The sequence below is a fragment of the Burkholderia sp. E168m22 genome, assembly GCF_001319805.1.
GTDB lineage: Bacteria > Pseudomonadota > Gammaproteobacteria > Burkholderiales > Burkholderiaceae > Burkholderia > Burkholderia orbicola.
Genome location: NZ_BBSK01000050.1, coordinates 64,193 through 87,927 on the forward strand (window position 1 = coordinate 64,193; position 23,735 = coordinate 87,927).

General features: G+C 66.1%; 20 protein-coding genes. 17 read left to right on the forward strand and 3 right to left on the reverse strand.

The genetic code is table 11. From position 1 onward, the window contains the following. Window positions 1-49: 49 nt before the first annotated feature. The gene (gene phhA / locus AP428_RS13865) at window positions 50-943 is read right to left on the reverse strand and encodes a phenylalanine 4-monooxygenase (RefSeq protein ID WP_041489343.1); all 894 of its coding nucleotides are present in this window, start codon (window positions 941-943) and stop codon (window positions 50-52) included. Window positions 944-1,081: 138 nt separating this feature from the next. On the opposite strand from phhA, the gene AP428_RS13870 reads away from it, so the two are divergent. Further along, window positions 1,082-1,567: an Lrp/AsnC family transcriptional regulator gene (locus AP428_RS13870; protein ID WP_006408082.1), complete on the forward strand. Its 486-nt coding sequence runs from the start codon at window positions 1,082-1,084 to the stop codon at window positions 1,565-1,567. A 66-nt stretch (window positions 1,568-1,633) separates the two neighbouring features. Here the strand turns inward: AP428_RS13870 and AP428_RS13875 are convergent, their stop codons facing one another. Together AP428_RS13875 and AP428_RS13880 are read right to left on the reverse strand one after the other, a co-directional pair. Continuing rightward, on the reverse strand, window positions 1,634-2,167 hold the full coding sequence (locus tag AP428_RS13875) for a class IV adenylate cyclase (protein WP_011546816.1): 534 nt from the start codon (window positions 2,165-2,167) through the stop codon (window positions 1,634-1,636). Between the two features lie 208 nt (window positions 2,168-2,375). Beyond that, entirely contained in the window at window positions 2,376-3,275 is a 900-nt protein-coding gene (locus tag AP428_RS13880; protein ID WP_041489277.1) for a LysR family transcriptional regulator, read from the reverse strand. A gap of 282 nt (window positions 3,276-3,557) precedes the next feature. Between AP428_RS13880 and AP428_RS13885 the strand changes: the two genes are divergently transcribed. From AP428_RS13885 to AP428_RS13960, 16 genes are all read left to right on the forward strand, one after another. Continuing rightward, window positions 3,558-5,243: a GMC family oxidoreductase gene (locus AP428_RS13885; protein ID WP_041489276.1), complete on the forward strand. Its 1,686-nt coding sequence runs from the start codon at window positions 3,558-3,560 to the stop codon at window positions 5,241-5,243. A 433-nt stretch (window positions 5,244-5,676) separates the two neighbouring features. After that, window positions 5,677-6,456 (forward strand): ABC transporter ATP-binding protein, encoded by a 780-nt coding sequence (locus AP428_RS13890; RefSeq protein WP_006477266.1) that lies wholly within the window; start codon window positions 5,677-5,679, stop codon window positions 6,454-6,456. Further along, window positions 6,453-7,208, forward strand: coding sequence for an ABC transporter ATP-binding protein (locus AP428_RS13895; RefSeq protein WP_006477267.1), 756 nt, complete (start codon window positions 6,453-6,455; stop codon window positions 7,206-7,208). Before AP428_RS13890 ends, AP428_RS13895 begins: the two co-directional genes overlap by 4 nt. Window positions 7,209-7,285: 77 nt before the next feature. After that, window positions 7,286-8,485 carry an ABC transporter substrate-binding protein gene (locus tag AP428_RS13900; protein WP_011546813.1) on the forward strand — a complete coding sequence of 400 codons (1,200 nt, stop codon included), beginning with the start codon at window positions 7,286-7,288 and terminating at the stop codon, window positions 8,483-8,485. A 128-nt stretch (window positions 8,486-8,613) separates the two neighbouring features. Next, a complete protein-coding gene (locus AP428_RS13905) occupies window positions 8,614-9,498 on the forward strand; it encodes a branched-chain amino acid ABC transporter permease (RefSeq protein WP_012327599.1) in 885 nt (294 codons plus the stop codon). Then, window positions 9,498-10,475 carry a branched-chain amino acid ABC transporter permease gene (locus AP428_RS13910; RefSeq protein ID WP_006477270.1) on the forward strand — a complete coding sequence of 326 codons (978 nt, stop codon included), beginning with the start codon at window positions 9,498-9,500 and terminating at the stop codon, window positions 10,473-10,475. Before AP428_RS13905 ends, AP428_RS13910 begins: the two co-directional genes overlap by 1 nt. 1,064 nt (window positions 10,476-11,539) lie before the next feature. Next, window positions 11,540-12,697 carry an ABC transporter substrate-binding protein gene (locus AP428_RS13915; RefSeq protein WP_011546810.1) on the forward strand — a complete coding sequence of 386 codons (1,158 nt, stop codon included), beginning with the start codon at window positions 11,540-11,542 and terminating at the stop codon, window positions 12,695-12,697. A 200-nt stretch (window positions 12,698-12,897) separates the two neighbouring features. Continuing rightward, entirely contained in the window at window positions 12,898-13,953 is a 1,056-nt protein-coding gene (locus AP428_RS13920) for a branched-chain amino acid ABC transporter permease (protein ID WP_054928206.1), read from the forward strand. Between the two features lie 4 nt (window positions 13,954-13,957). Continuing rightward, entirely contained in the window at window positions 13,958-15,742 is a 1,785-nt protein-coding gene (locus AP428_RS13925) for an ATP-binding cassette domain-containing protein (protein WP_011694017.1), read from the forward strand. Next, window positions 15,742-16,497, forward strand: a complete 756-nt coding sequence (locus tag AP428_RS13930) for an ABC transporter ATP-binding protein (RefSeq protein WP_011546807.1) — start codon at window positions 15,742-15,744, stop codon at window positions 16,495-16,497. The genes AP428_RS13925 and AP428_RS13930 overlap by 1 nt, the downstream gene beginning before the upstream one ends. A 533-nt stretch (window positions 16,498-17,030) precedes the next feature. After that, window positions 17,031-19,001: a tRNA uridine-5-carboxymethylaminomethyl(34) synthesis enzyme MnmG gene (gene mnmG / locus AP428_RS13935; RefSeq protein ID WP_054928207.1), complete on the forward strand. Its 1,971-nt coding sequence runs from the start codon at window positions 17,031-17,033 to the stop codon at window positions 18,999-19,001. Next, a complete protein-coding gene (gene rsmG / locus AP428_RS13940) occupies window positions 18,998-19,684 on the forward strand; it encodes a 16S rRNA (guanine(527)-N(7))-methyltransferase RsmG (protein ID WP_027808854.1) in 687 nt (228 codons plus the stop codon). The genes mnmG and rsmG overlap by 4 nt, the downstream gene beginning before the upstream one ends. 51 nt (window positions 19,685-19,735) lie before the next feature. Beyond that, window positions 19,736-20,515, forward strand: a complete 780-nt coding sequence (locus tag AP428_RS13945) for a ParA family protein (protein WP_011546804.1) — start codon at window positions 19,736-19,738, stop codon at window positions 20,513-20,515. 31 nt (window positions 20,516-20,546) lie between these two features. Then, entirely contained in the window at window positions 20,547-21,440 is an 894-nt protein-coding gene (locus AP428_RS13950; RefSeq protein WP_011546803.1) for a ParB/RepB/Spo0J family partition protein, read from the forward strand. Window positions 21,441-21,450: 10 nt separating this feature from the next. Further along, window positions 21,451-22,581 (forward strand): SLC13 family permease, encoded by a 1,131-nt coding sequence (locus AP428_RS13955; protein ID WP_011546802.1) that lies wholly within the window; start codon window positions 21,451-21,453, stop codon window positions 22,579-22,581. 566 nt (window positions 22,582-23,147) lie between these two features. Next, window positions 23,148-23,672, forward strand: coding sequence for an ATP synthase subunit I (locus AP428_RS13960; RefSeq protein WP_006477280.1), 525 nt, complete (start codon window positions 23,148-23,150; stop codon window positions 23,670-23,672). Window positions 23,673-23,735: the final 63 nt, after the last annotated feature.

Genomic DNA, 23,735 nt, shown 5'->3' on the forward strand with positions numbered 1-23,735 from the left:
CGCAAAGGGTGACGGGCGGTCGGCCGACGGCGGTCGGCGCCGCGGTACGTTACGCGTCGGCGTCGTCGGGCCAGCCTTCGCCCGTGCCGCGATGCAGCACGCGGTCGGTGTCGAGCACCGCGCCGGCCGCGAATTCGGGCAGCGCCGCGAGCCGATCGGCCAGTGCGCGGCCGTCGACGTCGGCGAGCGCGAACAACTGCGCGAAATCGTCGATCACGAAGTAAGTCTTCTGGAACGTGTCGATCCGGTACTTCGTGCGCATCACGCGCTCGAGGTCGAACCCGAGCCGGTTCGGCGCCGCGCTTTCGAGGCTGTACAGGCTTTCGCCCTTGCTCGACACGATCCCGGCGCCGTAGATCGACAGCCCGTTGGTCCCGCGCGGGTCGCGGATCAGCCCGAATTCCACCGTATACCAATAGAGGCGCGCGAGCCGCGCCAGTGCCGCTTCGTCGTCGGCGACCGCGAGCGCGGTGCGGCCATACGCCTGCATGTAGTCGGCGAACACCGGGTCGATCAGCAGCGGCACGTGGCCGAACAGGTCGTGGAAGCAGTCGGGTTCCTGCAGGTAGTCGAGCTGGTCGGGACGGCGCATCCACCAGGTGACGGGGAAACGCCGGTTCGCGAGGTGCTCGAAGAACACGCGGTCAGGCACGAGGCCCGGCACCGCGACGATTTCCCAACCGGTCGCGGGCTTCAACTGGCGGTTCACGTCCGCGAACGACGGTACACGATCGGCCGGCAGCGCAATCTTGCCGAGTCCGGCGACGAACGCATCGCACGCGCGGCCGCGCAGCAGGGCGGACTGGCGCGCATAGAGCTGCTGCCACACCGCGTGATCGACCTGGCCGTAGCGCTGCAGCGGCTGGTCGATGGTGAAATCGGCGCGGGTTTCGAGGCCCGCATCGAACTGCTCCTGCAGTTTCGCGGTGACGACGGTGGACATGATCAGGCTCTGCACGCTGGGGTTGGAACCATGCAAGTGTAGAGCGGGCTGCGCGCGGATTGGGCGCATAGTTGGCGTCGATTTGCTGACTGATGCGATAATCGCGCATCAAATCACGAATCAATGCGGAGAATGCTCATGCTGGAACTCGATCACTTCGATCTCGCGCTGCTGGACGTGCTGCAGCGCTTCGGTCGCGCGACGCATCAGCAGCTGGGCGAGGAGGTGCCGCTATCGCCGTCGCAGATCGGCCGGCGGCTGCAGCGGCTCGAGGCGGCCGGCGTGATCGAAGGCTACCGCGTGATGCTGCGCCCCGAAAAACTCGGGCTCGGCGTGACCGCGTTCACGAGCCTGAAGCTCAAGCATCACGGCGATTCGATCATCGAGCAGTTCCAGCAGCAGATCGACGTGCTGCCCGAAGTGCTCGAATGCCATGCGGTGGTGGGCGATGCCGACTACCTGCTGCGGATCGTCGCGCCGGATCTCAACGCGCTGTCGCAGTTCGTGATGAAGAAGCTGATGCGGGTGCCGGGCGTCGACAGCGTGCGCTCGAACATCGTGCTGACCACCTTCAAGCGCAACGGTGCGCTGCCACTCGCGCATCTGGCGCCCGGCGCTGCGTGACCGGGAGGCGGCAGCGGCAGGGGCGCTGAAGGTGGCACGCGCGGCGCCGCCTTCGGTGGGGCCGGATCAGGCCGTTTCGGGCTCGGTGTCGGCGTTCAGCAGATCGACGTACGCGACCGCGACGAGGTCGTCCTGCGCCACGCCGAGCTTCGCGAACACCTCGTGCGCTTCCGCTTCGCCGCCCGCTTCGTCGTCGTCGGGGCCGAGCACGACCTCGAGCTCGATGAAATCGCCGAGGCCGTCGACGCGGTCGAGGTGGATGCGCGTGCGGCCCGCGAGGTACACGTGCCGCTCCTTCGTCACGATCCCGCGCGTGGTCAGCGCGGTCGCGAGCAGCGAATGCATCGCGTCGGGGTTCGTGACCGGGCTGCGCGTGTAGTACGACGCCTTCGGGCCGTCGCGGTCGTCGCGCTGGTAGAAGATCAGCTCGGCCGGCGTGCCGTCCTCGAAGCGGCGCAGCTTGAGCCGGCCGCGCGGCACGTCATAGAAGAAATCCTGCTGGCGGTAGAACAGCGGTGCTTCGGTCGCGAGTTGGGCCGCCTGTTCGCGCAGCCGGTCGAATTCGCGGGCGCGGGCTTTGATCTCGATGTTGCGGGCCATGCGGGTCTCCTTCAATCGGGGTCTCGCGGTGTGCGAACGCACAATCTAGCAAAAAGCCTGCGATGGTGGCGTGACGAGCGGACGGGGCGCGGCGACGCGACGCGGGGCGGGGCGGGCTCGGCGGCGATTTCGCCCGCGATGGCGATCCGCGGCAGGCATCAGGCACCGAAACCCGCTGCGCAACCGGTCACCTCGACATCAGCCACGCTCATATCGCCCACTGCGCTTCGATCAGCCGCAGCGCGGCCGCGATCGCCGGCTCGTCGCGCCGCGCGGCGAGCGTCACGAACGTCAGTTCGGTCGGCACCGTCACGGGTTCGACGATCGTCAGCGCATGCGCGTGCGCTTCGGCCAGCGCGGTCGAATCGCGCGCGAGCGTCAAGCCGATCCCCGATTTGACGAGATCGAGCATCGACTGCTCCTGGTCGACCTCGGCGACCTTCACCGGCTGCGCGCCGGCCGCCGCGAAACGTCGCGACAGCAGCCGATGGTGCGCGGACGCCGGCGGCGTCCAGATCCACGGCAGCGCGGCGAGCGCGCGCCAGTCGTGCGCGCGCTGCACGCGCTCCTTCCAGCCGGCCGGCGCCAGGACGCGATATTCGAAGCGCGTGAGCGTGACGGTGTGGAACAGCGCGTCGTCGCGCGGCGAGTCCTCTTCGGGGCGGCCGATGTAGTAGCCGACGTCGAGCGCCTGCGCGCGCACCTGTTCGATCACCCAGCCCGACATCCCGTGCCGCAGCGCGGTCTCGATCTGCGGATGGGTCTCGACCAGCGCGCGCAGGAAGCCGCCGAGCCGCAGGAAGCCCGGATCGAGGATCGTGCCGATCCGCAGCCGGCCGCGCACTTCGTGCCGCAGCGCGGCAGCGGCGCGCTGCACGTCGGCCGCCGCGGCGAGCGCGCGTTCCGCATGCGGCAGCAGCGTCTGTCCGTCGCGCGTGAGCGCGAGCCCGCGCGACGTGCGCGTGAACAGCGCGACGCCGAGCGTTTCCTGCAGATGCTTGATCTGCAGGCTGACGGCCGGCTGCGTGACGTGCAGTTGCGCGGCGGCGCGCGTCAGGTTGCCTTCGCGCGCGACCGTCGCGAACGCGCGGAGCAGGGTGAGATCCATCGTCGTGATATGAGCGTGGCTTATAACGCAGTTCAGCATAACTCATTGGATCGGCGGCCGGGCGCGGGAGTACGCTTCATCGGGTCGTCATGGCGCGCGGGGCTGCAGGCGCGGCTCGCGACGCACTATGCTGAAAATGACGCGCGGTATCGCGCCGCGCGGTACACAACAACGCGCTCGCAGGGGCCGGAGTCAGCGCTGGAGCGCTCGTCCGGGTCGACCGCGAAGCATGAGGCCCGAGTCAGTGCCAAAGCAGTCGCTCGGGTCGACAGGAGACACGCCGTGAGTACTCAACGCACGCTCGAGGGCGAATTCGACTACGTGATCGTCGGCGCGGGCACCGCGGGCTGCGTGCTCGCAAACCGCCTGACCGAGGATCCCGACATCAGCGTGCTGCTGCTCGAAGCGGGCGGCAAGGACGACTACCACTGGATTCATATCCCGGTCGGCTATCTGTATTGCATCGGCAACCCGCGCACCGACTGGCTGTACAAGACGCAGCCCGAAGCGGCGCTCAACGGCCGCGCGCTGTCGTATCCGCGCGGCCGTGTGCTCGGCGGCTGCTCGTCGATCAACGGAATGATCTACATGCGCGGCCAGCGCGAGGACTACGACAACTGGGCGCAGGAAACCGGCGACGCCGGCTGGTCGTGGGACAGCGTGCTGCCGATCTTCAAGCGCAGCGAGGATCATCATGCGGGCGCGAGCGATGCGCACGGCGCGGGCGGCTACTGGCGCGTCGAGAAGCAGCGGCTGCGCTGGGAAATCCTCGAATCGTTCGCGCAGGCCGCGCAGCAGACGGGCATCCCCGCCACCGACGATTTCAACCGCGGCGACAATGCCGGGGTCGGCTACTTCGAAGTGAACCAGAAGCGCGGCGTGCGCTGGAATACGTCGAAGGCGTTCCTGCGGCCCGCGATGGCGCGCCCGAACCTGACCGTGATCACCGGCGCGCATGCGCAACGCGTGATTTTCGACGGGCGGCGCGCGGTGGGTGTCGAGTACCACGGCGGCGGCACCGACTACGTCGCGCGGGCGCGCTCGGAAGTGCTGCTGACGTCGGGCGCGGTGAATTCGCCGCAACTGCTCGAACTGTCGGGTATCGGCGATGGCCGGCGGCTGCAGGCGCTCGGCATCGACGTCGTGCAGGATCTGCCGGGCGTCGGCGAAAACCTGCAGGATCACCTGCAATTGCGGATGGCGTTTCGTGTCGACGGCGTGCGCACGCTGAACACGCTGTCCGCGCGCTGGTGGGGCAAGCTGATGATCGGCGCCGAATATGCGCTGCTGCAGCGCGGGCCGATGTCGATGGCGCCATCGCAGTTGGGCGCGTTCGCGAAATCCGATCCGGACGATCCCGCACTCACGCGCCCCGATCTCCAGTACCACGTGCAGCCGCTGTCGCTCGAACGCTTCGGCGAGCCGTTGCACGGCTTCAACGCCTTTACGGCGTCGGTCTGCCATTTGCGGCCGAGCTCGCGCGGCAGCGTGCACGTCACGAGCGCCGATCCGGCCAGCGCACCGGCGATCGCGCCGAACTATCTGTCGACCGACCACGATCGCCACGTCGCCGCGAACGCGCTGCGCCTCACGCGCCGGATCGCCGCCGCACCGGCGCTCGCACGCTATCGCCCCGAGGAAATCCTGCCCGGCCCGCAGTACCGGACCGAGGCCGAACTGATCGACGCAGCCGGCGCCGTCGGCACGACGATCTTCCACCCGGTCGGCACGTGCCGGATGGGGCGCGCCGACGACGCGCGCGCGGTGGTCGACAGCCGGCTGCGCGTGCGCAGCATCGCCGGGTTGCGGATCGTCGATGCGTCGGTGATGCCGTTCATCACGTCGGGCAACACCAATTCGCCGACGCTGATGATCGCCGAGCGCGCGAGCGACATGATTCGTGCCGACCGCCGTGCGGCGCGCGAAGCGATGGCGGTGCGCACCGAAGCCGCGGTAACGGCGGCATGACGACCCGCTGACGCGCACGCCAGCGGGCGGTCATGCGAACGCCCGCTGATTCGCTATGCGAAACAAGCTGCCGTCGCATCCGCTCGAACGGCAAGATCCGTGCAAGCCGCGCCGTCGCGCGGCTTTTTTCATCGCGTGTGTGCCCGGTCCTGCAGCAGGTCAACGCGTGATGATGCACGTGTCAAAAAAGCGCGGTGAATAACCGCGCGCAGTCTCGGCCGATATGGCGGCCAGCCCTATAAGTGCAAATCCCGATGATTGCACTGCACCAACGGCGCGACAATGTTCTGTAATGTGCATACGCGTCGGCGCGGGAGACCAACCCTCGAGGCGTACCACGGCGCCCGGGGGCAGCCCGCTGATCCGCTGACCTGTTCGCGGCCGCTTGCGCCAGGCTTCCCGGTGCTTCGCCTGACTTCGTACGGAAGGGAACATGATTCTCGGCGACACGATTCTGGAAACACGCGGACTGACGAAGGAATTCAGGGGCTTCACCGCCGTGAACGGTGTCAACCTGCGTGTGCGCCGCGGTGCGATCCACGCATTGATCGGGCCGAACGGCGCGGGCAAGACCACCTGTTTCAACCTCCTCACCAAATTTCTGACGCCGACGGCCGGCCAGATCGTCTTCAACGGCATCGACATCACCGACGAGCGGCCCGCGCAGGTCGCGCGGCGCGGCATCATCCGCTCGTTCCAGATCTCGGCCGTGTTCCCGCACCTGACCGCGCTGCAGAACGTGCGCATCGGCCTGCAGCGCGCGCTCGGCACCGAATTCCATTTCTGGCGCAGCGAACGCACGCTGAAGCGGCTCGACGATCGCGCGATGGACCTGCTCACGCAGGTCGGTCTCACCGATTTCGCGCACGTGCCGACCGTCGAGCTGGCCTACGGCCGCAAGCGCGCGCTCGAGATCGCGACGACGCTGGCAATGGAGCCCGAACTGATGCTGCTCGACGAGCCCACGCAGGGGATGGGCCACGAGGACGTCGACCGCGTGACCGCGCTGATCAAGAAGGTCGCGAGCGGCCGCACGATCCTGATGGTGGAACACAACATGAACGTGATCGCGGGGATCTCCGACACGATCACCGTCCTGCAACGCGGCGAGGTGCTGGCCGAAGGCTCGTATGCGGAAGTGTCGAAGAATCCGCTCGTCATCGAGGCCTACATGGGCAGCGCCGACGCGGCGCTCGCGGGGGCGCACGCATGAAGCACAGCGAACGGGAGGAACGCGAATTGAGCGGCGTCGAGAGCGGTACGCCTGCGCTGGAGATCACGGGCCTGGAGGCCTGGTACGGGGAATCCCACATCTTGCACGGTGTCGACCTGACCGTGCATCGCGGCGAGGTCGTCACGCTGCTCGGCCGCAACGGCGCGGGCCGCACGACGACGCTGCGCGCGATCATGGGCCTCACGGGACGCCGCAGCGGGTCGATCAAGGTCGCGGGCCACGAGACGATCGGCCTCGCGACGCATCGCATCGCGCATTTCGGCATCGGCTACTGCCCGGAGGAGCGCGGGATCTTCTCGAGCCTGTCGTGCGAGGAGAACCTGATGCTGCCGCCGCTGATCGGGCCGCGCGAGCACGCGATGTCGCTCGACGAGATCTACGCGATGTTCCCGAACCTCGCGTCGCGCCGGCAGAGCCAGGGCACGCGGCTGTCGGGCGGCGAGCAGCAGATGCTCGCGGTCGCGCGGATCTTGCGCACCGGCGCGAACCTGCTGCTGCTCGACGAAATCTCCGAAGGCCTCGCGCCGGTGATCGTCCAGGCGCTCGCACGGATGATCGTCGCGCTGAAGGCGCGCGGCTATACGATCGTGATGGTCGAGCAGAATTTCCGCTTCGCCGCGCCGCTCGCCGACCGCTTCTACGTGATGGAGCACGGCAGCATCGTCGAGCATTTCCGCGCCTCCGAACTGGAAGGCAAGATGCCGACGCTGCACGACCTGCTCGGGGTGTGACGCCGCCCCGTTTCCCTTGCCGCTAGCCGTGGCGGCCCTCGAACAACCACAACGCATCAGAACAACAGGAGACGTCAATGAAAATGAAGACCCTCGCACAGGCCTGTCTCGCGCTCGCGACCGCCGCGCTCACCGCCGGCGCCGCCCACGCGGCGGATACCGTGAAGATCGGCTTCATCACCGACATGTCGGGGCTTTACGCGGATATCGACGGGCAGGGCGGTCTCGAGGCGATCCGCATGGCGGTCGCGGACTTCGGCGGCAAGGTGCTCGGCAAGCCGATCGAGGTCGTCTATGCCGACCACCAGAACAAGGCCGACATCGCCGCGTCGAAGGCGCGCGAATGGATGGACCGCGGCGGCCTCGATCTGCTGGTCGGCGGCACGAACTCGGCCACCGCGCTGTCGATGAACCAGGTCGCGGCCGAGAAGAAGAAGGTCTACATCAACATCGGCGCGGGCGCCGACACGCTGACCAACGAGCAGTGCACGCCGTACACGGTCCACTACGCGTACGACACGATGGCGCTCGCGAAGGGCACCGGCTCGGCGGTGGTGAAGCAGGGCGGCAAGAGCTGGTTCTTCCTGACGGCCGACTACGCGTTCGGCAAGGCGCTCGAGAAGAACACGTCGGACGTCGTGAAGGCGAACGGCGGCCAGGTGCTCGGCGCGGTGCGTCACCCGCTGTCCGCGTCGGATTTCTCGTCGTTCCTGTTGCAGGCGCAATCGTCGAAGGCGCAGATCCTCGGCCTCGCGAACGCGGGCGGCGACACGATCAACTCGATCAAGGCCGCGAAGGAATTCGGCATCACGAAGACGATGAAGCTCGCCGCGCTGCTGATGTTCATCGACGACGTGCACAGCCTCGGCCTCGAGACGACGCAGGGCCTCGTGCTGACCGACAGCTGGTACTGGAACCGCGACGCGGCGTCGCGCCAGTGGGCGCAGCGCTACTTCGGCAAGATGAAGAAGATGCCGTCGAGCCTGCAGGCGGCCGACTACTCGTCGGTTACGACCTACCTGAAGGCCGTGCAGGCCGCCGGGACGACCGACTCCGACAAGGTGATGGCCGAGCTGAAGAAGATCAAGATCAGCGACTTCTACGCGAAGGGCTACATCCGTCAGGACGGCAGCATGATCCACGACATGTACCTGATGGAAGTGAAGAAGCCGTCCGAATCGAAGGAGCCGTGGGACTACTACAAGGTGCTCGCGACGATTCCGGGCGACCAGGCGTTCGGCACCAAGCAGGAAACGCGCTGCGCGCTGTGGAAGTAGGCATCGCGTAGCGGCGCGCACGGGCGCGTCGCATGGTGGCGGCTGCAGCGATGTGCCCGCTGCGCCGCCCGCGTGCGCGATGCAGGAACGTTGCGCACGCAACGAAACTCATTCTGACGGCTAAGTCGATGGACATCTTTGGCATTCCGTTGCCGGCGATGCTGAGCCAGTTGCTGCTCGGGCTCGTCAACGGCTCGTTCTACGCGATCCTGAGCCTCGGGCTCGCGGTGATCTTCGGGCTGCTCAACGTGATCAACTTCGCGCACGGCGCGCTGTTCATGCTGGGTGCGATGCTCGCGTGGATGGGCCTGTCGTATTTCGGGCTGCCGTACTGGGCGATGCTCGTGCTCGCGCCCGTGCTCGTCGGCGCGTTCGGGATCGCGATCGAGCGCTCGATGCTGCGCTGGCTGTACAAGCTCGATCACCTGTACGGGCTGCTGCTCACGTTCGGCCTCACGCTGGTCGTCGAAGGCGTGTTCCGGTCGATCTACGGATCGTCGGGCCAGCCGTACGACGTGCCGTCGCAATTGTCCGGCGCGACCAACCTCGGCTTCATGTTCCTGCCGAACTATCGCGCGTGGGTCGTCGTCGCATCGCTCGCGGTGTGCCTCGCCACCTGGTTCGTGATCGAGAAGACACGGCTCGGCGCGTATCTGCGTGCCGGCACCGAGAACCCGAAGCTCGTCGAGGCGTTCGGCGTGAACGTGCCGATGATGATCACGCTCACCTACGGCTTCGGCGTCGCGCTCGCCGCGTTCGCGGGCGTGCTGGCCGCGCCGGTGATCCAGGTGTCGCCGCTGATGGGCCAGCCGATGATCATCACCGTGTTCGCGGTGGTCGTGATCGGCGGGATGGGCTCGATCCTCGGCTCGATCGTCACGGGCCTGCTGCTCGGCGTGATCGAGGGCTTCACGCGCGTGTTCTATCCCGAAGCGTCGGCCACCGTCGTGTTCGTGATCATGGCGATCGTGCTGCTGTTCCGCCCGGCGGGCCTCTTCGGCAAGGAAAAATGATGCAGAGAAAAGTGCTCTACGGCGTGCTGCTCGCCGCACTGCTCGCCGCGCCGTTCATCGGCGCGTATCCGGTGTTCGTGATGAAGGTGCTCGCGTTCGCGCTGTTCGCGGCGGCGTTCAACCTGCTGATCGGCTATACGGGGCTGCTGTCGTTCGGCCATGCGATGTTCCTCGCGACGGCCGGCTATGCGACCGGCTATTCGATGCAGACGCTCGGTTTCACGCCGGAGCTCGGCGTGCTGGCCGGCACCGTCGCCGCGACGGTGCTCGGGCTCGTCGTCGGGCTGTTCGCGATCCGCCGGCAGGGCATCTACTTCGCGATGATCACGCTCGCGTTCGCGCAGATGGTCTACTTCATCTATTTGCAGGCGCCGTTCACGCACGGCGAGGACGGCCTGCAGGGCGTGCCGCGCGGCCGCCTGTTCGGGCTGCTCGACCTGTCGAACGACGTCGCGCTGTACTACGTCGTGCTGGCGGTGGTCGTGGCCGCGTGCGCGTTCATCGTGCGGGTCGTCCATTCGCCGTTCGGCCAGGTGCTCGTCGCCATCAAGGAGAACGAAGCGCGCGCGATCTCGCTCGGCTACGACACCGACCGCTTCAAGCTGCTCGCGTTCATCCTGTCGGCCGGGCTCGCGGGGCTGGCCGGCTCGCTGAAGGTGCTGGTGCTCGGCTTCGAGACGCTATCGGACGCGTACTGGACGATGTCGGGCCTCGTCGTACTGATGACGCTCGTCGGCGGGATGGGCACGCTGTTCGGGCCGCTGCTCGGCGCCGCGCTGATCGTCGCGCTGGAAGACCGGCTCGGCGACATCGGCGAATGGCTCGCGTCGACGACGGGCGTCGCGTGGTTCCATTCGCTCGGCGAATCGGCGACGATCGTCACCGGGCTGATCTTCATCGCATGCGTGCTGGCGTTCCGGCGCGGCATCGTCGGCGAGATGGTCGCGCGGATCAAGCCGCTCAGGGCCTCGTCGTGAACCTGCGGCGCGTGGCCCGCGCGTTGATGCGAAGCACCATCCGGCATGCGCGGGAAGGGCGCTGCGGCGGGCTCGGGCCGTCACCGCGCGGCAGATTGGTGCCCCATTTTCGTGCGGCGATGCACCATAGGGGTAAATGCTAAGTTGTCGTGGTGCTTAAGCCTCTTTAAGATTCACCTTAGTTCTGATGCACCGCGAAACGAATTTGCAGGTGGAGAACGAGGAGACAATCGAGGCACCAAGTGCCCGGACCCCAAAGCGCTGTTGGACGGAATCCAACAGCGCTTTTTCATTTGCGTGCACGGATTCCCTCGATGGTGCATCGGCCCGCGTGACGGCCATCTTCCGCGTTTGCGTTCGCACCGCGTCTTTCCGCGCTTCGCCGCGTTCTCCGTTTTTCCGTTCCAGTAATTCGTTTGCAGACAGCGCCTTCGCGTACCTGCTGTCCGGGCTTACCCGGTTGGCGTGCGCGAAACGCGTCCGTTACACTCAGCTTTCGCCGACCGAGCGGTCGGGAAAACGGTCGGCAGTTCTCCTACAAGCAAAATGCAGAAGAGGGAGTACGGTTGGATGAGCAGCGCGGGACGATGGTTAGGGGCAGGAAGGGCGGCTGGCGCCGTTCGCTCGTCGCGGGGTGGGGCAATGGTCGGCGCGGCTTTACCGAGCCGTTTTGCGGCCTGTATGCGTGCTCCGATGCCATTGAATGTCGTTGCGTTCGCATCCGTATCCGCATTCTCATGAGCCGCCGGCTTTCCGACGTTTCATCACACGCGTGGTCGGCCGCCTCGGGCCGGCACGGCGGGCGTTCCCGCCATCGTTGCGCACGCACCGATTTTCCTCGCGATTCCGCATTTTTCTGTCTGCTTCATCCTGACGACATTGCTGCTGCGCATCGTGATGGTCGAATGACCGTTTCGACTGGCGTGCGACGCATGGGTGCGGCGTTTCACGGGAAAACGAGCATGGCGCGGATGAACGCAATAATTAATATATTAACTTGTTTGGGAACGGGGAGCCGCCCGAGCGACCGTGGTTTTTTCGAGCAGCGTTTGGAGACAACGTAAATGAAGATGAATCGATGGATGGAGGCCCTGCTTGCCGCGGGTCTCGTGTGTGCGGCGGCCACGGCGTCGGCGCAGGTGAAGATCGGCGTGACGCTGTCGGCTACCGGCCCGGCCGCGTCGCTCGGGATTCCGGAAAAGAACACGATCGCGCTGCTGCCGAAGGAAATCGCGGGCAAGAGCGTGCAGTACATCGTGCTGGACGACGCGTCCGACACGAGCCGCGCGGTGCAGAACGTGCGCAAGCTGATCGACGAGGACCACGTCGACGCGATCATCGGCTCGTCCGTCACGCCGAATTCGCTCGCGATGCTCGATCCCGTGTCGCAGGGCAAGACGCCGGCGATCTCGCTCGCGGCGAGCGCGCAGATCATCGCGCCGATGGACGCGAAGCGCGCATGGATGTTCAAGGTGCCGCAGAACGACCAGCTGATGGCCGACGCGATCGCCGGCTACATGGCCAAGCACGGCGTGAAGACGGTCGGCTTCATCGGCTTCGCCGATGCGTACGGCGACAGCTGGTACAAGACGTTCGACGCGGCGGCCGCGAAGAACGGGCTGAAGCTCGTGTCGAACGAGCGCTACAACCGGACCGACGCGTCGGTGATGGGGCAGGTGCTGAAGCTGCTGGGCGCGAACCCGGATGCGGTGCTGATCGCCGGCTCCGGCACGCCGGCGGCGCTGCCGGCCAAGACGCTGAAGGAGCGCGGCTACAAGGGCAAGGTGTACCAGACGCACGGCGTCGCGAACAACGATTTCCTGCGCGTGTGCGGCAAGGATTGCGAAGGCGAGATCCTGCCGGCCGGCCCCGTGCTCGTGACCGACCAGCTGCCCGACTCGAATCCGGTGAAGAAGCCGGCGCTCGGCTACAAGGCCGCGTACGAGAAGGCCTACGGCGCGGGTTCGCTGTCGACGTTCGGCGGCCATGCGTGGGATGCGGGCCTGCTGCTGCAGCGGGCGATCCCGGAAGCGCTGAAGAAGGGCCAGCCGGGCACCGAGGCGTTCCGCGAAGCGCTGCGCGCGTCGCTCGAAAGCGTGAAGGATCTGCCGGTCTCGCATGGCGTGATCAACATGACGGCGACCGATCACAATGGCTTCGACACGCGTGCGCGCGTGATGGTGCAGATCGTCGACGGCAAGTGGAAGCTGCAGGCCGAGTAAGCATCACGTGAAACCGGCATGCGCGGCGCGAACGGCGCCGCGTGTGCCGTCGGCAGGGTGGTGCGCCTCATGGCCGCCGCCGTGCCGCCTGGAACCACCGGGGCCCGCCGCATGGCGCGCGACGTGCCGATCGCGTCGCGCGCGTCCCGGCCGTTTCCGCCTTTCGTTTCTCCGCAGCCTTCTCTCGATACACGAAACGTATGGATCTCTCGATTGCGGCGATCCTCGCGCAAGACGGCATCACGACCGGCGCCATTTATGCATTGTTGTCGCTGGCGCTCGTGCTGGTGTTTTCCGTCACGCGGGTGATCTTCATTCCCCAGGGCGAGTTCGTCGCCTACGGTGCGCTGACGCTCGCCGCGTTGCAGGCGCAGAAATTCCCCGCCACCTGCTGGCTGCTGTTCGTGATGGGCATCGCGTGCTTCCTGCTCGAAGTCGGCGGCCTGATCCGGCATCGCGAACGCCGCCATCAGCTCGGCCGCACGCTCGCGACGCTCGGCAGCCGCTACATCCTGCTGCCGCTCGCGGTGTTCGCGATCACGCGCAGCTTCACCGCGCAGCCGATGCCGATGCTCGCGCAGATCGCGCTGACGCTCGCGATCGTCGTGCCGATGGGGCCGTTCGTCTACCGGCTCGTGTACCAGCCGATCGCCGAAGGCACGACGCTGCTGCTGCTGATCGTGTCGGTGGCCGTCCATTTCGCGATGGTCGGCCTCGGCCTCGTGATGTTCGGCGCGGAAGGCTCGCGCACCAACGGGTTCTCGGACGCGTCGCTCGCGATCGGCAGCATGACTGTGTCGGTGCAGAGCGTCCTGGTCGTCGTCACGGCGCTCGTGCTGATCGGTGCGCTCTACGTGTACTTCGGCCGCACGATCGCCGGCAAGGCGCTGCGCGCGACCTCGGTGAACCGGCTCGGCGCGCGGCTCGTCGGCATCGGCACGACCGAAGCCGGGCGGCTCGCGTTCACGTTCGCGGCGGGGCTCGGCGTGCTGTCGGGGATCCTCGTCGGCCCGCTGACGACGATCTACTACGACTCGGGCTTCCTGATCGGGCTGAAGGGCTTCGTCGGCGCGATCATCGGCGGGCTCGTCAGCTATCCGCTCGCGGCCGCCGGCTCGCTGCTCGTCGGCGTGCTCGAATCGTATTCGTCGTTCTGGGCGAGCGCCTACAAGGAGGTGATCGTGTTCACGCTGATCATTCCGGTGCTGCTGTGGCGGAGCTTCGTGACGCCGCATGCGGAAGAGGAAGAGGAGTGACGCGATGAAGACGATGGTACGCAACAAGACCTTCTGGCTGTTTCTCGTGGTGCTGTTCGCGCTGCCGGTGCTACCCGGCGCGCTCCAGGTACCGGAGTACTGGATCACGCTGCTGAACTACATCGGCCTGTACGCGATCGTCGCGATCGGGCTCGTGCTGTTGACGGGCGTCGGCGGGATGACGAGTTTCGGGCAGGCCGCGTTCGTCGGCATCGGCGCGTATGCGACTGCGTTCCTGACGACACGCTACGGCGTGTCGCCGTGGCTCGCGCTGATCGTCGGCGTCGTGCTGACGGCGCTCGTCGCGCTCGTGCTCGGCGCCGTGACGATGCGGCTGTCCGGGCATTTCCTGCCGCTCGGTACGATCGCGTGGGGCCTCGCGCTGTTCTACCTGTTCGGCAACCTCGAACTGCTCGGCAAGTACGACGGGATCAACGGGATTCCGGCGCTGAACCTGTTCGGCATCGTGCTCGAGAGCGGCCGCAGCCTGTATTTCCTGATCTGGGCCGTGGTGCTGGCCGCGATCGTGTCGGTACAGAATCTGCTGAACAGCCGCCCGGGTCGCGCGATCCGCGCGCTGCGCGGCGGCGGCGTGATGGCCGAGGCGATGGGCGTGAACACCGCGTGGATGCGCGTCGTGATCTTCGTCTACGCAGCCGTGCTCGCGGCGGTATCGGGCTTCCTGTACGCGCACCTGCAACGCGCGGTGAACCCGACGCCGTTCGGCCTGAACCACGGGATCGAATTCCTGTTCATGGCCGTGGTGGGCGGCGTGTCGCACGTGTGGGGCGCGGTGCTCGGCGCCGCGATCCTGACCGTCCTGCAGGACTACCTGCAGACGCTGCTGCCGAAGCTGCTCGGCTCGGAAGGCAACTTCGAAATCATCGTGTTCGGCGTGCTGATGGTGCTGCTGCTGCAGTACGCGCGCCAGGGCGTATGGCCGTTCGTCGCGAGGCTGTTCCCGCGCGGACCGCGCGCGCATGTGCCGGAGCAGGCCGACCCGCTGCCGCAGCGCGCGAAACCCGTGGCCGGCGAGCCTCTGCTGGTCGTCGACAACGCACGCAAGCAGTTCGGCGGGCTGGTGGCCGTCAACGACGTCAGCTTCGACGTGAAAGCGGGGCAGATCATCGGGCTGATCGGCCCGAACGGCGCGGGCAAGTCGACCACGTTCAACCTCGTGACCGGGGTGCTGAGGCCCACTGGCGGTGCGATCACGTTCCGTGGCGAGCGCATCGACGGGCTGACGTCGCGTCAGATCGTGCGCCGCGGCATCGGTCGCACGTTCCAGCACGTGAAGCTGTTGCCGGCGATGACGGTGCTCGAGAACGTCGCGATCGGCGCCCACCTGCGTGGTCATACCGGCGTGTGGCGCAGCATCGCGCGGCTCAATGCGCACGAGGAAGCGCAGTTGCTGGCCGAAGCCGCGCGCCAGATCCGCCGCGTCGGGCTCGAGAAGCACATGTACGACGAAGCAGGCAGTCTCGCGCTCGGCCAGCAGCGGATTCTCGAAATCGCGCGGGCGCTGTGCTGCGATCCGACGCTGCTGTTGCTCGACGAACCGGCCGCGGGGCTGCGTTACCAGGAGAAACAGCAACTCGCCGACCTGCTGCGGCGGCTGAAGGCCGAAGGCATGAGCGTGTTGCTCGTGGAACATGACATGGATTTCGTGATGAATCTCACCGACCGGCTGGTGGTGATGGAATTCGGCACGCGGATCGCGGAAGGGCTGCCGCAGGATGTGCAGCAGGACCCGGCCGTGCTGGAAGCGTATCTGGGCGGGGTGGAGTGATGACGGACACGACGATGCCGATTCTCGAAGTGCGCGGGCTGGCGGTGCGGTACGGGAAGGTCGAGGCGCTGCACGGGGCCGCAATCAAGGTCGGGGCGGGGCAGATCGTCAGCGTGATCGGCCCGAATGGCGCCGGTAAATCGACGCTGCTGAACGCGATCATGGGGGCGCTGCCGGTAACGGGGCATGCGTCGGGCGCGGTCGTGTATCGCGGCAACGACGTCGGCGCGTTGCCGGTCGAGCAGCGTGTCGCCCGCGGCATGTGCCTCGTACCGGAGAAGCGCGAGCTGTTCAGCACGATGACGGTCGAAGACAACCTCGTGCTGGGCGCGTATCGGCGCAAGCAGGCGGGGGAATCGAACTTCCTCGATCAGCTCGATCACGTGTTCGCGCTGTTTCCGCGGCTGAAGGAGCGCCGCAGGCAGGCGGCCGGCACGTTGTCCGGCGGCGAGCGGCAGATGCTGGCGGTCGGCCGTGCGCTGATGGGCAAGCCCGACCTGCTGATGCTCGACGAGCCGAGCCTCGGGCTGGCGCCGCTGATCGTGAAGGAGATCTTTCATATCATCAGCGCGTTGCGCGGTACGGGCGTGGCGACGCTGCTGATCGAACAGAACGCGCGGGCTGCGTTGCAGATCTCGGACTACGGCTACGTGCTGGAGACGGGCGAGTTTGCGCTGGAAGGGCCGGCGGCCGAGCTTGCGCAGAATCCGCAGGTGATCGAGACGTATCTGGGGTTGGCGAAGAAGACGGCTTGATTGGTGACGCGGTGGGCGGGAAACGGGCGGCGTGTTTCACGTGAAACACGCCGCTTTTGTTTGTGAGCCACGAGTGTCGAGGCTTCGACGGTTCAAGGCCGGGGATAAGTCATGCGGGAACAATCGGAAGCGCTGTGCGGTGCCGGCTGTTAGGCCCCCGCAGGCTGGGCGACGCACCGCATCTCGGTGGATAAGCGCCCGGACAATCGACAGAAATGCTGTGTGGATGAGGGGCACAGGGTATCGCGTTCGCCTCTTGTGCCGGGCACAGGCGCCGGGTCGAGTCAGGCGTTCCACGCCTGTTGGGGGCTAGTACTCCGGTTTTTGCACAGGCGCGAAGATGTGCATTGAACCGCGCGAAGCATTGCCACGGCGGCTCGGAACGACAAATCCGCTCGCTCACAGCGAAAAAAACGCCCAAATGCACAGGCCCTACCATTCGGATGGCCTTCGGGTGAAAAGCGAACCCGCTATAATTCGGCCCATACATTTCTCTGATAGGTTCGTGCGCAGCTCCGCGTACGGAATCCACCATGCTTTTTCCCACAGAATTTGACGTCATCGTCGTCGGTGGCGGCCATGCCGGCACGGAAGCCGCGCTGGCGTCGGCCCGTATGGGCGCGAAGACACTGCTGCTGACCCACAACATTGAAACGCTGGGGCAGATGAGCTGCAATCCGTCGATCGGCGGCATTGGCAAGGGCCATCTGGTCAAGGAAGTCGATGCGCTCGGCGGCGCAATGGCCGCCGCGACGGACGAAAGCGGTATTCAGTTCCGGATTCTCAATTCGTCGAAAGGCCCGGCCGTGCGCGCGACCCGCGCACAGGCGGATCGCATCCTGTACAAGGCCGCAATCCGCCATCGGCTCGAAAATCAGCCGAACCTGTGGCTGTTCCAGCAGGCTGTCGACGACCTGATGGTCGAAGGCGACCGCGTGGTCGGCGCCGTCACGCAGATCGGCATCCGCTTCCGCGCTCGCGCGGTCGTGCTGACGGCCGGTACGTTCCTCGACGGCAAGATCCACGTCGGCCTGAACAACTACACGGGCGGTCGCGCGGGCGATCCGGCGGCCGTGTCGCTGTCGTCGCGCCTGAAGGAGCTGAAGCTGCCGCAGGGCCGGCTGAAGACCGGTACGCCGCCGCGTATCGACGGCCGCACGATCGACTTCTCGAAGCTGGACGAGCAGCCGGGCGACCTCGATCCGATCCCTGTGTTCTCGTTCCTGGGCCGCGCGGAGCAGCATCCGCAGCAGCTGCCGTGCTGGGTCACGCATACGAACGAGCGCACGCACGACATTATTCGCGGCGGTCTTGACCGTTCGCCTATGTATACAGGCGTGATCGAAGGCGTCGGGCCGCGCTATTGCCCGTCGATCGAGGACAAGATCCACCGGTTCGCCTCGAAGGAGTCGCACCAGATCTTCCTCGAGCCGGAAGGGCTGACGACCCACGAGTTCTACCCGAACGGGATCTCGACCAGCCTGCCGTTCGATGTCCAACTCGAGCTCGTGCATTCGATGCGGGGCCTCGAGAACGCGCACATCCTGCGCCCCGGCTACGCGATCGAGTACGACTACTTCGACCCGCGTGCGCTGAAGGCGTCGCTCGAGACGAAGGCGATCAACGGGCTGTTCTTTGCGGGCCAGATCAACGGCACGACCGGCTACGAAGAAGCGGCCGCGCAGGGGCTGTTGGCCGGCCTCAATGCGGGCCGCTACGTGCAGGAGAAGGATGCGTGGTGCCCGCGTCGCGATCAGGCCTATCTGGGCGTGCTGGTCGACGATCTCGTCACGCGCGGCGTGGCCGAGCCGTACCGCATGTTCACGAGCCGCGCCGAGTATCGCCTGAGCCTGCGCGAGGACAATGCCGACATGCGTCTGACCGAAGTCGGCCGCGAGCTGGGGCTCGTCGACGACGCGCGTTGGGACGCATTCAGCCGGAAGCGCGACGCTGTTTCACGTGAAACCGAACGCCTGAAGTCGACCTGGGTCACGCCGAAGACGCTGCCGGCGGAAGAGGCGACGGCATTGCTCGGCAAGGCGATCGATCACGAGTACAGCCTCGCCGAACTGCTGCGTCGGCCGGGCGTGAGTTACGACGGCGTGTGCGGACTGAAGGGCGGCGAGTGCGGCCCCGCAGAGCCGCTGGCGGACGATCCGGTGCTGCTCGAGCAGATCAAGGAGCAGGTCGAGATCGGCATCAAGTATCAGGGCTATATCGAGCGCCAGGCATCGGAAATCGAGCGCAACGACGCGAACGAGAACACGCGCCTGCCGGACGGTATCGATTACCGCGAAGTGCGCGGCCTGTCATTCGAGGTGAGCCAGAAGCTCAACGAATTCCGGCCGGAAACGATCGGGCAGGCGTCGCGTATCTCGGGCGTCACACCGGCGGCAATCTCGCTGCTGATGGTGCACCTGAAGCGTCGTGGCCTGGGCCGCCGTAACGGTACGGCCGCAGAGGCCGCGGAGCAGGGGGACGGCGCCGTCCCGACGCAACAATGACGGCGCGTCGCGCGCCGGCGGTTAATCGGGACGTACTGGAAGGGATGCTCGTCGAAGGTACGGCGGCGCTCGACCTCACGCTGACGGATACACAACGCAACCAGCTGCTCGACTATGTCGCGCTGCTCGGCAAGTGGAACGCGGTCTACAACCTGACCGCGATCCGCGACCCGAAGCAGATGCTGATCCAGCACATTCTCGATTCGCTTTCCATCGTCCCGCATCTGCGCGGCCGTACGTCGGCGCGCGTGCTCGACGTCGGCTCGGGCGGCGGGCTGCCCGGTATCGTGCTCGCGATCGTCGAGCCGGGCTGGCAGGTCACGCTGAACGATATCGTGCAGAAGAAGTCTGCCTTCCAGACGCAGATGCGCGCAGAGCTGAAGCTCGCGAACCTGTCGGTGGTCACCGGGCGGGTCGAATCGCTGCAGCCGGGTGTCGAAGTGCCGGAAAAATTCGACATGATCGTATCCCGCGCTTTCGCGGATCTATCCGACTTCGTTAAACTTGCTCGACATCTGGTCGCGCCGGGCGGTTCGATCTGGGCGATGAAGGGCGTTCATCCGGACGACGAGATTGCGCGGTTGCCGGAAGGCAGCCGTGTCACGCAGACGATCCGGCTGGCGGTGCCGATGCTCGATGCGGAGCGACATCTGTTCGAAGTGGCCGTCGACGACGCGAATTGAAGGCGCGCGGTAGCGCGCCGTTTGTTTGAAGGTAAAGGGAACACACCAACGATGGCAAAGATCTTCTGCGTTGCGAACCAGAAGGGGGGCGTCGGCAAGACGACGACATCGGTCAATCTCGCCGCAAGCCTTGCAGCGCAGGAGCAACGAGTCCTGTTGATCGATCTCGACCCGCAGGGCAACGCGACGATGGGCAGCGGGATCGACAAGGCCGCCTGCGAAGCGACCGTGTACGAAGTGCTGGTCGACGGCGTGTCGGTGGCCGATGCGCGCGTGCGTCCGGAAGGCGTCACCTACGACGTGCTTCCCGCGAACCGTGAACTGTCCGGCGCGGAGATCGAACTGATCAGCATCGACAACCGCGAGCGCCGCCTGAAGGCCGCGCTCGAGCGCGTGGCCGACGACTACGATTTCGTGCTGATCGATTGCCCGCCGACGCTGTCGCTGCTGACGCTGAACGGCCTGTGCGCGGCGCATGGCGTCGTGATCCCGATGCAGTGCGAGTACTTCGCGCTGGAAGGGCTGTCGGACCTCGTCAATACGATCAAGCAGGTTCACGCGAACATGAATCGCGACCTGAAGATCATCGGCTTGCTGCGCGTGATGTTCGATCCGCGCATCACGCTGCAGCAGCAAGTCTCCGATCAACTGAAAGCGCACTTCGGCGACAAGGTGTTCGACGCGGTGATTCCGCGCAACGTGCGCCTGGCCGAAGCGCCCAGTTACGGGTTGCCGGGCGTCGTGTTCGACCGCAGTTCGCGCGGTGCGCAAGCGTATATCCAGTTCGGTGCCGAGATGATCGAGCGCGTGCGCGCGTTCGAGGTGTCGTGATCCGGACATGAGCGAAGCGAGGAAGAAAGACATGAACGCGGTACCAAAGAAGAAGGGCTTGGGACGTGGCCTCGAAGCGCTGCTCGGCGGCAGTGCCGATATCACCGAAGCGGTGAAGATCGAAGGGGCACCGAACACGCTCGCGCTCGGCAAGCTGCAGGCCGGCAAGTACCAGCCGCGCACGCGGATGGACGAGGGCAGCCTGCAGGAGCTCGCGGCCAGCATTCGCGCGCAGGGCGTGATGCAGCCGATCCTGGTACGGCCCATTTCATCAGACAAATACGAGATCATCGCGGGCGAGCGGCGTTTTCGTGCGGCGCGCCTGGCCGGTCTCGATGAAGTGCCGGTGCTCGTGAAGGACGTATCCGATCAGGCTGCCGCCGCGATGGCGCTGATCGAGAACATCCAGCGCGAGGATCTGAATCCGCTCGAAGAGGCACACGGTATCCAGCGCCTGCTCGACGAGTTCGGTTTCACGCACGAACAGGCGGCCGAATCGGTCGGTCGTTCGCGCAGCGCGGTATCGAACCTGTTGCGCCTGCTGAACCTCGCATCGCCGGTGCAGACGATGCTGCTGGCCGGCGATCTCGACATGGGGCACGCACGCGCGCTGCTCGCGGTCGACGCGGCCACGCAGATCACGCTCGCGCATCAGGTGGTCAACAAGCGCATGTCGGTGCGCGAGACCGAGAAGCTCGTCTCGCACACGACGAAGGAAGCGCCGGCCGTGAAGGCGCGTGCGAAGGACGATGGCGGCCGCGATACGCGTCGCCTCGAAGAGGAGTTGTCGGACCTGCTCGCGTCGACGGTGAAGATCAAGCTCGGCCGCCGCGGGCGAGGGCAGGTGCTGATCGACTTCGGCAACCTCGATGCGCTCGAAGGCATTCTCGCGCGGCTGCGCGGCAACGTCGCAACAGAAGAATAACGGGGCAGGTATGGAGGAAACGGGGGCACCGGCACCGCGCCGGTGGCTCGGCTGGCTTGCGCAGGAACCGGTGCTGTCGGTGCTCGCGCTTGGGCTGATCGTGCTGCAATGGGTGCGTCCGCAACCATTTTCGGTACTGGCCGATCGCGTCGACTGGCAGACGGTCGCGACGCTTGGGGGCCTGCTGATGCTGACCAAGGCGCTCGAGCTGTCCGGCTGCCTGATGTGGCTCGCGCATCGCATCGTGCATCACGTGCATTCCGAACGCGGGCTCGCGATGCTGCTCGTCGGCTTCGCCGCCGTGCTGTCGATGTGGCTCACCAATGACGTCGCCTTGTTCGTCGTCGTGCCGTTGATGGTGTCGCTGCGCGCGCTGACACCGCTGCCGTTCCGGCGGCTCGTGATCGTCGTCGCGCTGGCCGTCAACGCGGGGTCCGTCGCGACACCGCTCGGCAACCCGCAGAATCTTTTCCTGTGGCAGTTGAGCGGCGTGTCGTTCGGTCGTTTCGTGGTCACGCTCGGGCCGCTCGCCCTCGCGCTGATGGCGCTGCTGCTCGTGCTGACCGCGTTGATGTTTCGCGCGAAGCCGCTCGACTTGTCGGGCGACGCCGCCGCGTTGCCCGTACAACGCATGCACGCGCTGATCGCGGCCGTGCTGTTCGCCGCGTTCGTGCTGCTCGCCGATGCGCATCATCCGCTGCCGGGCCTCGTCGGTGTCGCCATCGTGCTGTTCGCCGTCAAACGTGACGCAGTCCTGAAGATCGACTGGCTGCTGCTGCTGATCTTCGTGCTGATGTTCGTCGTGCTGCGCAGCGCGGCTGCGCTGCCCGTCGTGCACGACGCGATCGCGCACGCGCAACTCGATTCGCCGCTGCGCGTCTATGCCGCCGGCGCCGTGCTGTCACAGGTGATCAGCAACGTGCCGGCCGCAATCCTGCTGTCGGAGTTCACGCACGACTGGCGCGCGCTTGCGTTCGGCGTATCGGTCGGCGGCTTCGGCTTCGCGATCGGCTCGCTCGCGAACCTGATCGCGGTGCGCCTCGCGAAGGAGCCGCGCATGTGGCTGCCGTTCCACCTCGTTTCGATTCCGTTCGCGCTGGCGAGCGCGGCGCTCGGTGCGTGGTTGCTCATGCACGGTTGAGCGAGCCGGTGCGTGCGGCACAGGCATGCCGCTCGGGTGACGGGCAGGGCGCACAGCGTGCGCAGTGATCGGGGATTGTTGATAAGTGCCGCAACTCACAGTCGAACATCTGTGGCGGCGCGACAACTGATTGGATGAATCGATGCGCGAACATCCGGCGAATTTCGCGCGTCGCGCGCGATGGCTCGGTCACCGTGCGTTGCTTGTTCCACCGCGTTGCGCCGAGTCATTCGAGATGGCTCGCTTGCAGCCCGTTCCCCGCGGCGATCGTACCGCTTCCGCCCGGCCCGCATCAGGCATCGTTTCCCCGCCATTTACCCCGTCACCGGACTTTTTCGCGCAGGAAATACCGGTGCGAAAAACCGACCTTACAACTGTCATCGTACGTCGTCGAATCGGGCGTTTTTTCACATCATGAGGCGTCGTTTTATGCAGGTTTTTGTCGCGTCTAAAGCCTTGAATCACTTGCAACTATCGCTTACAATCGCCCGGATTTGTTAGCTAGGCACCCCTGAAAGCTTTCAGAAAGCTTGGGGTCGGTTTGAAGGATTCTGCGGAAGATTGCGATGGCGGGTCAGGCGCCGGACGACAGGCACGATGATCAGCGCACGCAACGCACCGCTTCGGCGGTTGGCGCGCGGCGTGAATCCGACGATGACTGGGATGTCGAGCAGCAAGATAACAACATCGTTCCGCTGACGCGGGCCGAGGCCGAAAGGCTGTTTGGCCCGAACGTGAGCAAGCCCTCGCGCGTGACCCCCTACAAGGTGGTGTTCGCGCAAGTGGTCCTGTCCCTGGTTGCAACGCTGGCGTGGTGGCTGTTTTCGAAGTCGCCGGGCGCCGCTGCGCAATCCGCGTTTCTGGGCGGAGCGATCGGCTGGGTGCCCAGTGCGGTATTCGTGGCACGACTGAAGGCAGGTGGCTCGGCCACCGTGATGAGCTGGGTGATGGGCGAAGCCCTGAAACTGGCTCTGACGATCGGGATGTTCACCGCGGTGGCGTTCGGCTGGGCCGGCGTGCACTGGGTGCCGTTCCTCGTCACGTACCTCGTCGTGCTGAAGACGTACTGGATCGCGCTGGCCTGGCGGTAAGGAACAAGCAGCGTGCGGTTTCGACAACGAACCGCACCGGCCCGTTCCCGCAATAGCGTGTTG

Bases quoted from the DNA above. Each gene is read 5' to 3' on its own strand.
- phhA (WP_041489343.1), bottom strand. From the start codon at position 943: ATGTCCACCGTCGTCACCGCGAAACTGCAGGAGCAGTTCGATGCGGGC.
- AP428_RS13870 (WP_006408082.1), top strand. From the start codon at position 1,082: ATGCTGGAACTCGATCACTTCGATCTCGCGCTGCTGGACGTGCTGCAG.
- AP428_RS13875 (WP_011546816.1), bottom strand. From the start codon at position 2,167: ATGGCCCGCAACATCGAGATCAAAGCCCGCGCCCGCGAATTCGACCGG.
- AP428_RS13880 (WP_041489277.1), bottom strand. From the start codon at position 3,275: ATGGATCTCACCCTGCTCCGCGCGTTCGCGACGGTCGCGCGCGAAGGC.
- AP428_RS13890 (WP_006477266.1), top strand. From the start codon at position 5,677: ATGATTCTCGGCGACACGATTCTGGAAACACGCGGACTGACGAAGGAA.
- AP428_RS13895 (WP_006477267.1), top strand. From the start codon at position 6,453: ATGAAGCACAGCGAACGGGAGGAACGCGAATTGAGCGGCGTCGAGAGC.
- AP428_RS13900 (WP_011546813.1), top strand. From the start codon at position 7,286: ATGAAAATGAAGACCCTCGCACAGGCCTGTCTCGCGCTCGCGACCGCC.
- AP428_RS13905 (WP_012327599.1), top strand. From the start codon at position 8,614: ATGGACATCTTTGGCATTCCGTTGCCGGCGATGCTGAGCCAGTTGCTG.
- AP428_RS13910 (WP_006477270.1), top strand. From the start codon at position 9,498: ATGCAGAGAAAAGTGCTCTACGGCGTGCTGCTCGCCGCACTGCTCGCC.
- AP428_RS13915 (WP_011546810.1), top strand. From the start codon at position 11,540: ATGAAGATGAATCGATGGATGGAGGCCCTGCTTGCCGCGGGTCTCGTG.
- AP428_RS13920 (WP_054928206.1), top strand. From the start codon at position 12,898: ATGGATCTCTCGATTGCGGCGATCCTCGCGCAAGACGGCATCACGACC.
- AP428_RS13925 (WP_011694017.1), top strand. From the start codon at position 13,958: ATGAAGACGATGGTACGCAACAAGACCTTCTGGCTGTTTCTCGTGGTG.
- AP428_RS13930 (WP_011546807.1), top strand. From the start codon at position 15,742: ATGACGGACACGACGATGCCGATTCTCGAAGTGCGCGGGCTGGCGGTG.
- mnmG (WP_054928207.1), top strand. From the start codon at position 17,031: ATGCTTTTTCCCACAGAATTTGACGTCATCGTCGTCGGTGGCGGCCAT.
- rsmG (WP_027808854.1), top strand. From the start codon at position 18,998: ATGACGGCGCGTCGCGCGCCGGCGGTTAATCGGGACGTACTGGAAGGG.
- AP428_RS13945 (WP_011546804.1), top strand. From the start codon at position 19,736: ATGGCAAAGATCTTCTGCGTTGCGAACCAGAAGGGGGGCGTCGGCAAG.
- AP428_RS13950 (WP_011546803.1), top strand. From the start codon at position 20,547: ATGAACGCGGTACCAAAGAAGAAGGGCTTGGGACGTGGCCTCGAAGCG.
- AP428_RS13955 (WP_011546802.1), top strand. From the start codon at position 21,451: ATGGAGGAAACGGGGGCACCGGCACCGCGCCGGTGGCTCGGCTGGCTT.
- AP428_RS13960 (WP_006477280.1), top strand. From the start codon at position 23,148: ATGGCGGGTCAGGCGCCGGACGACAGGCACGATGATCAGCGCACGCAA.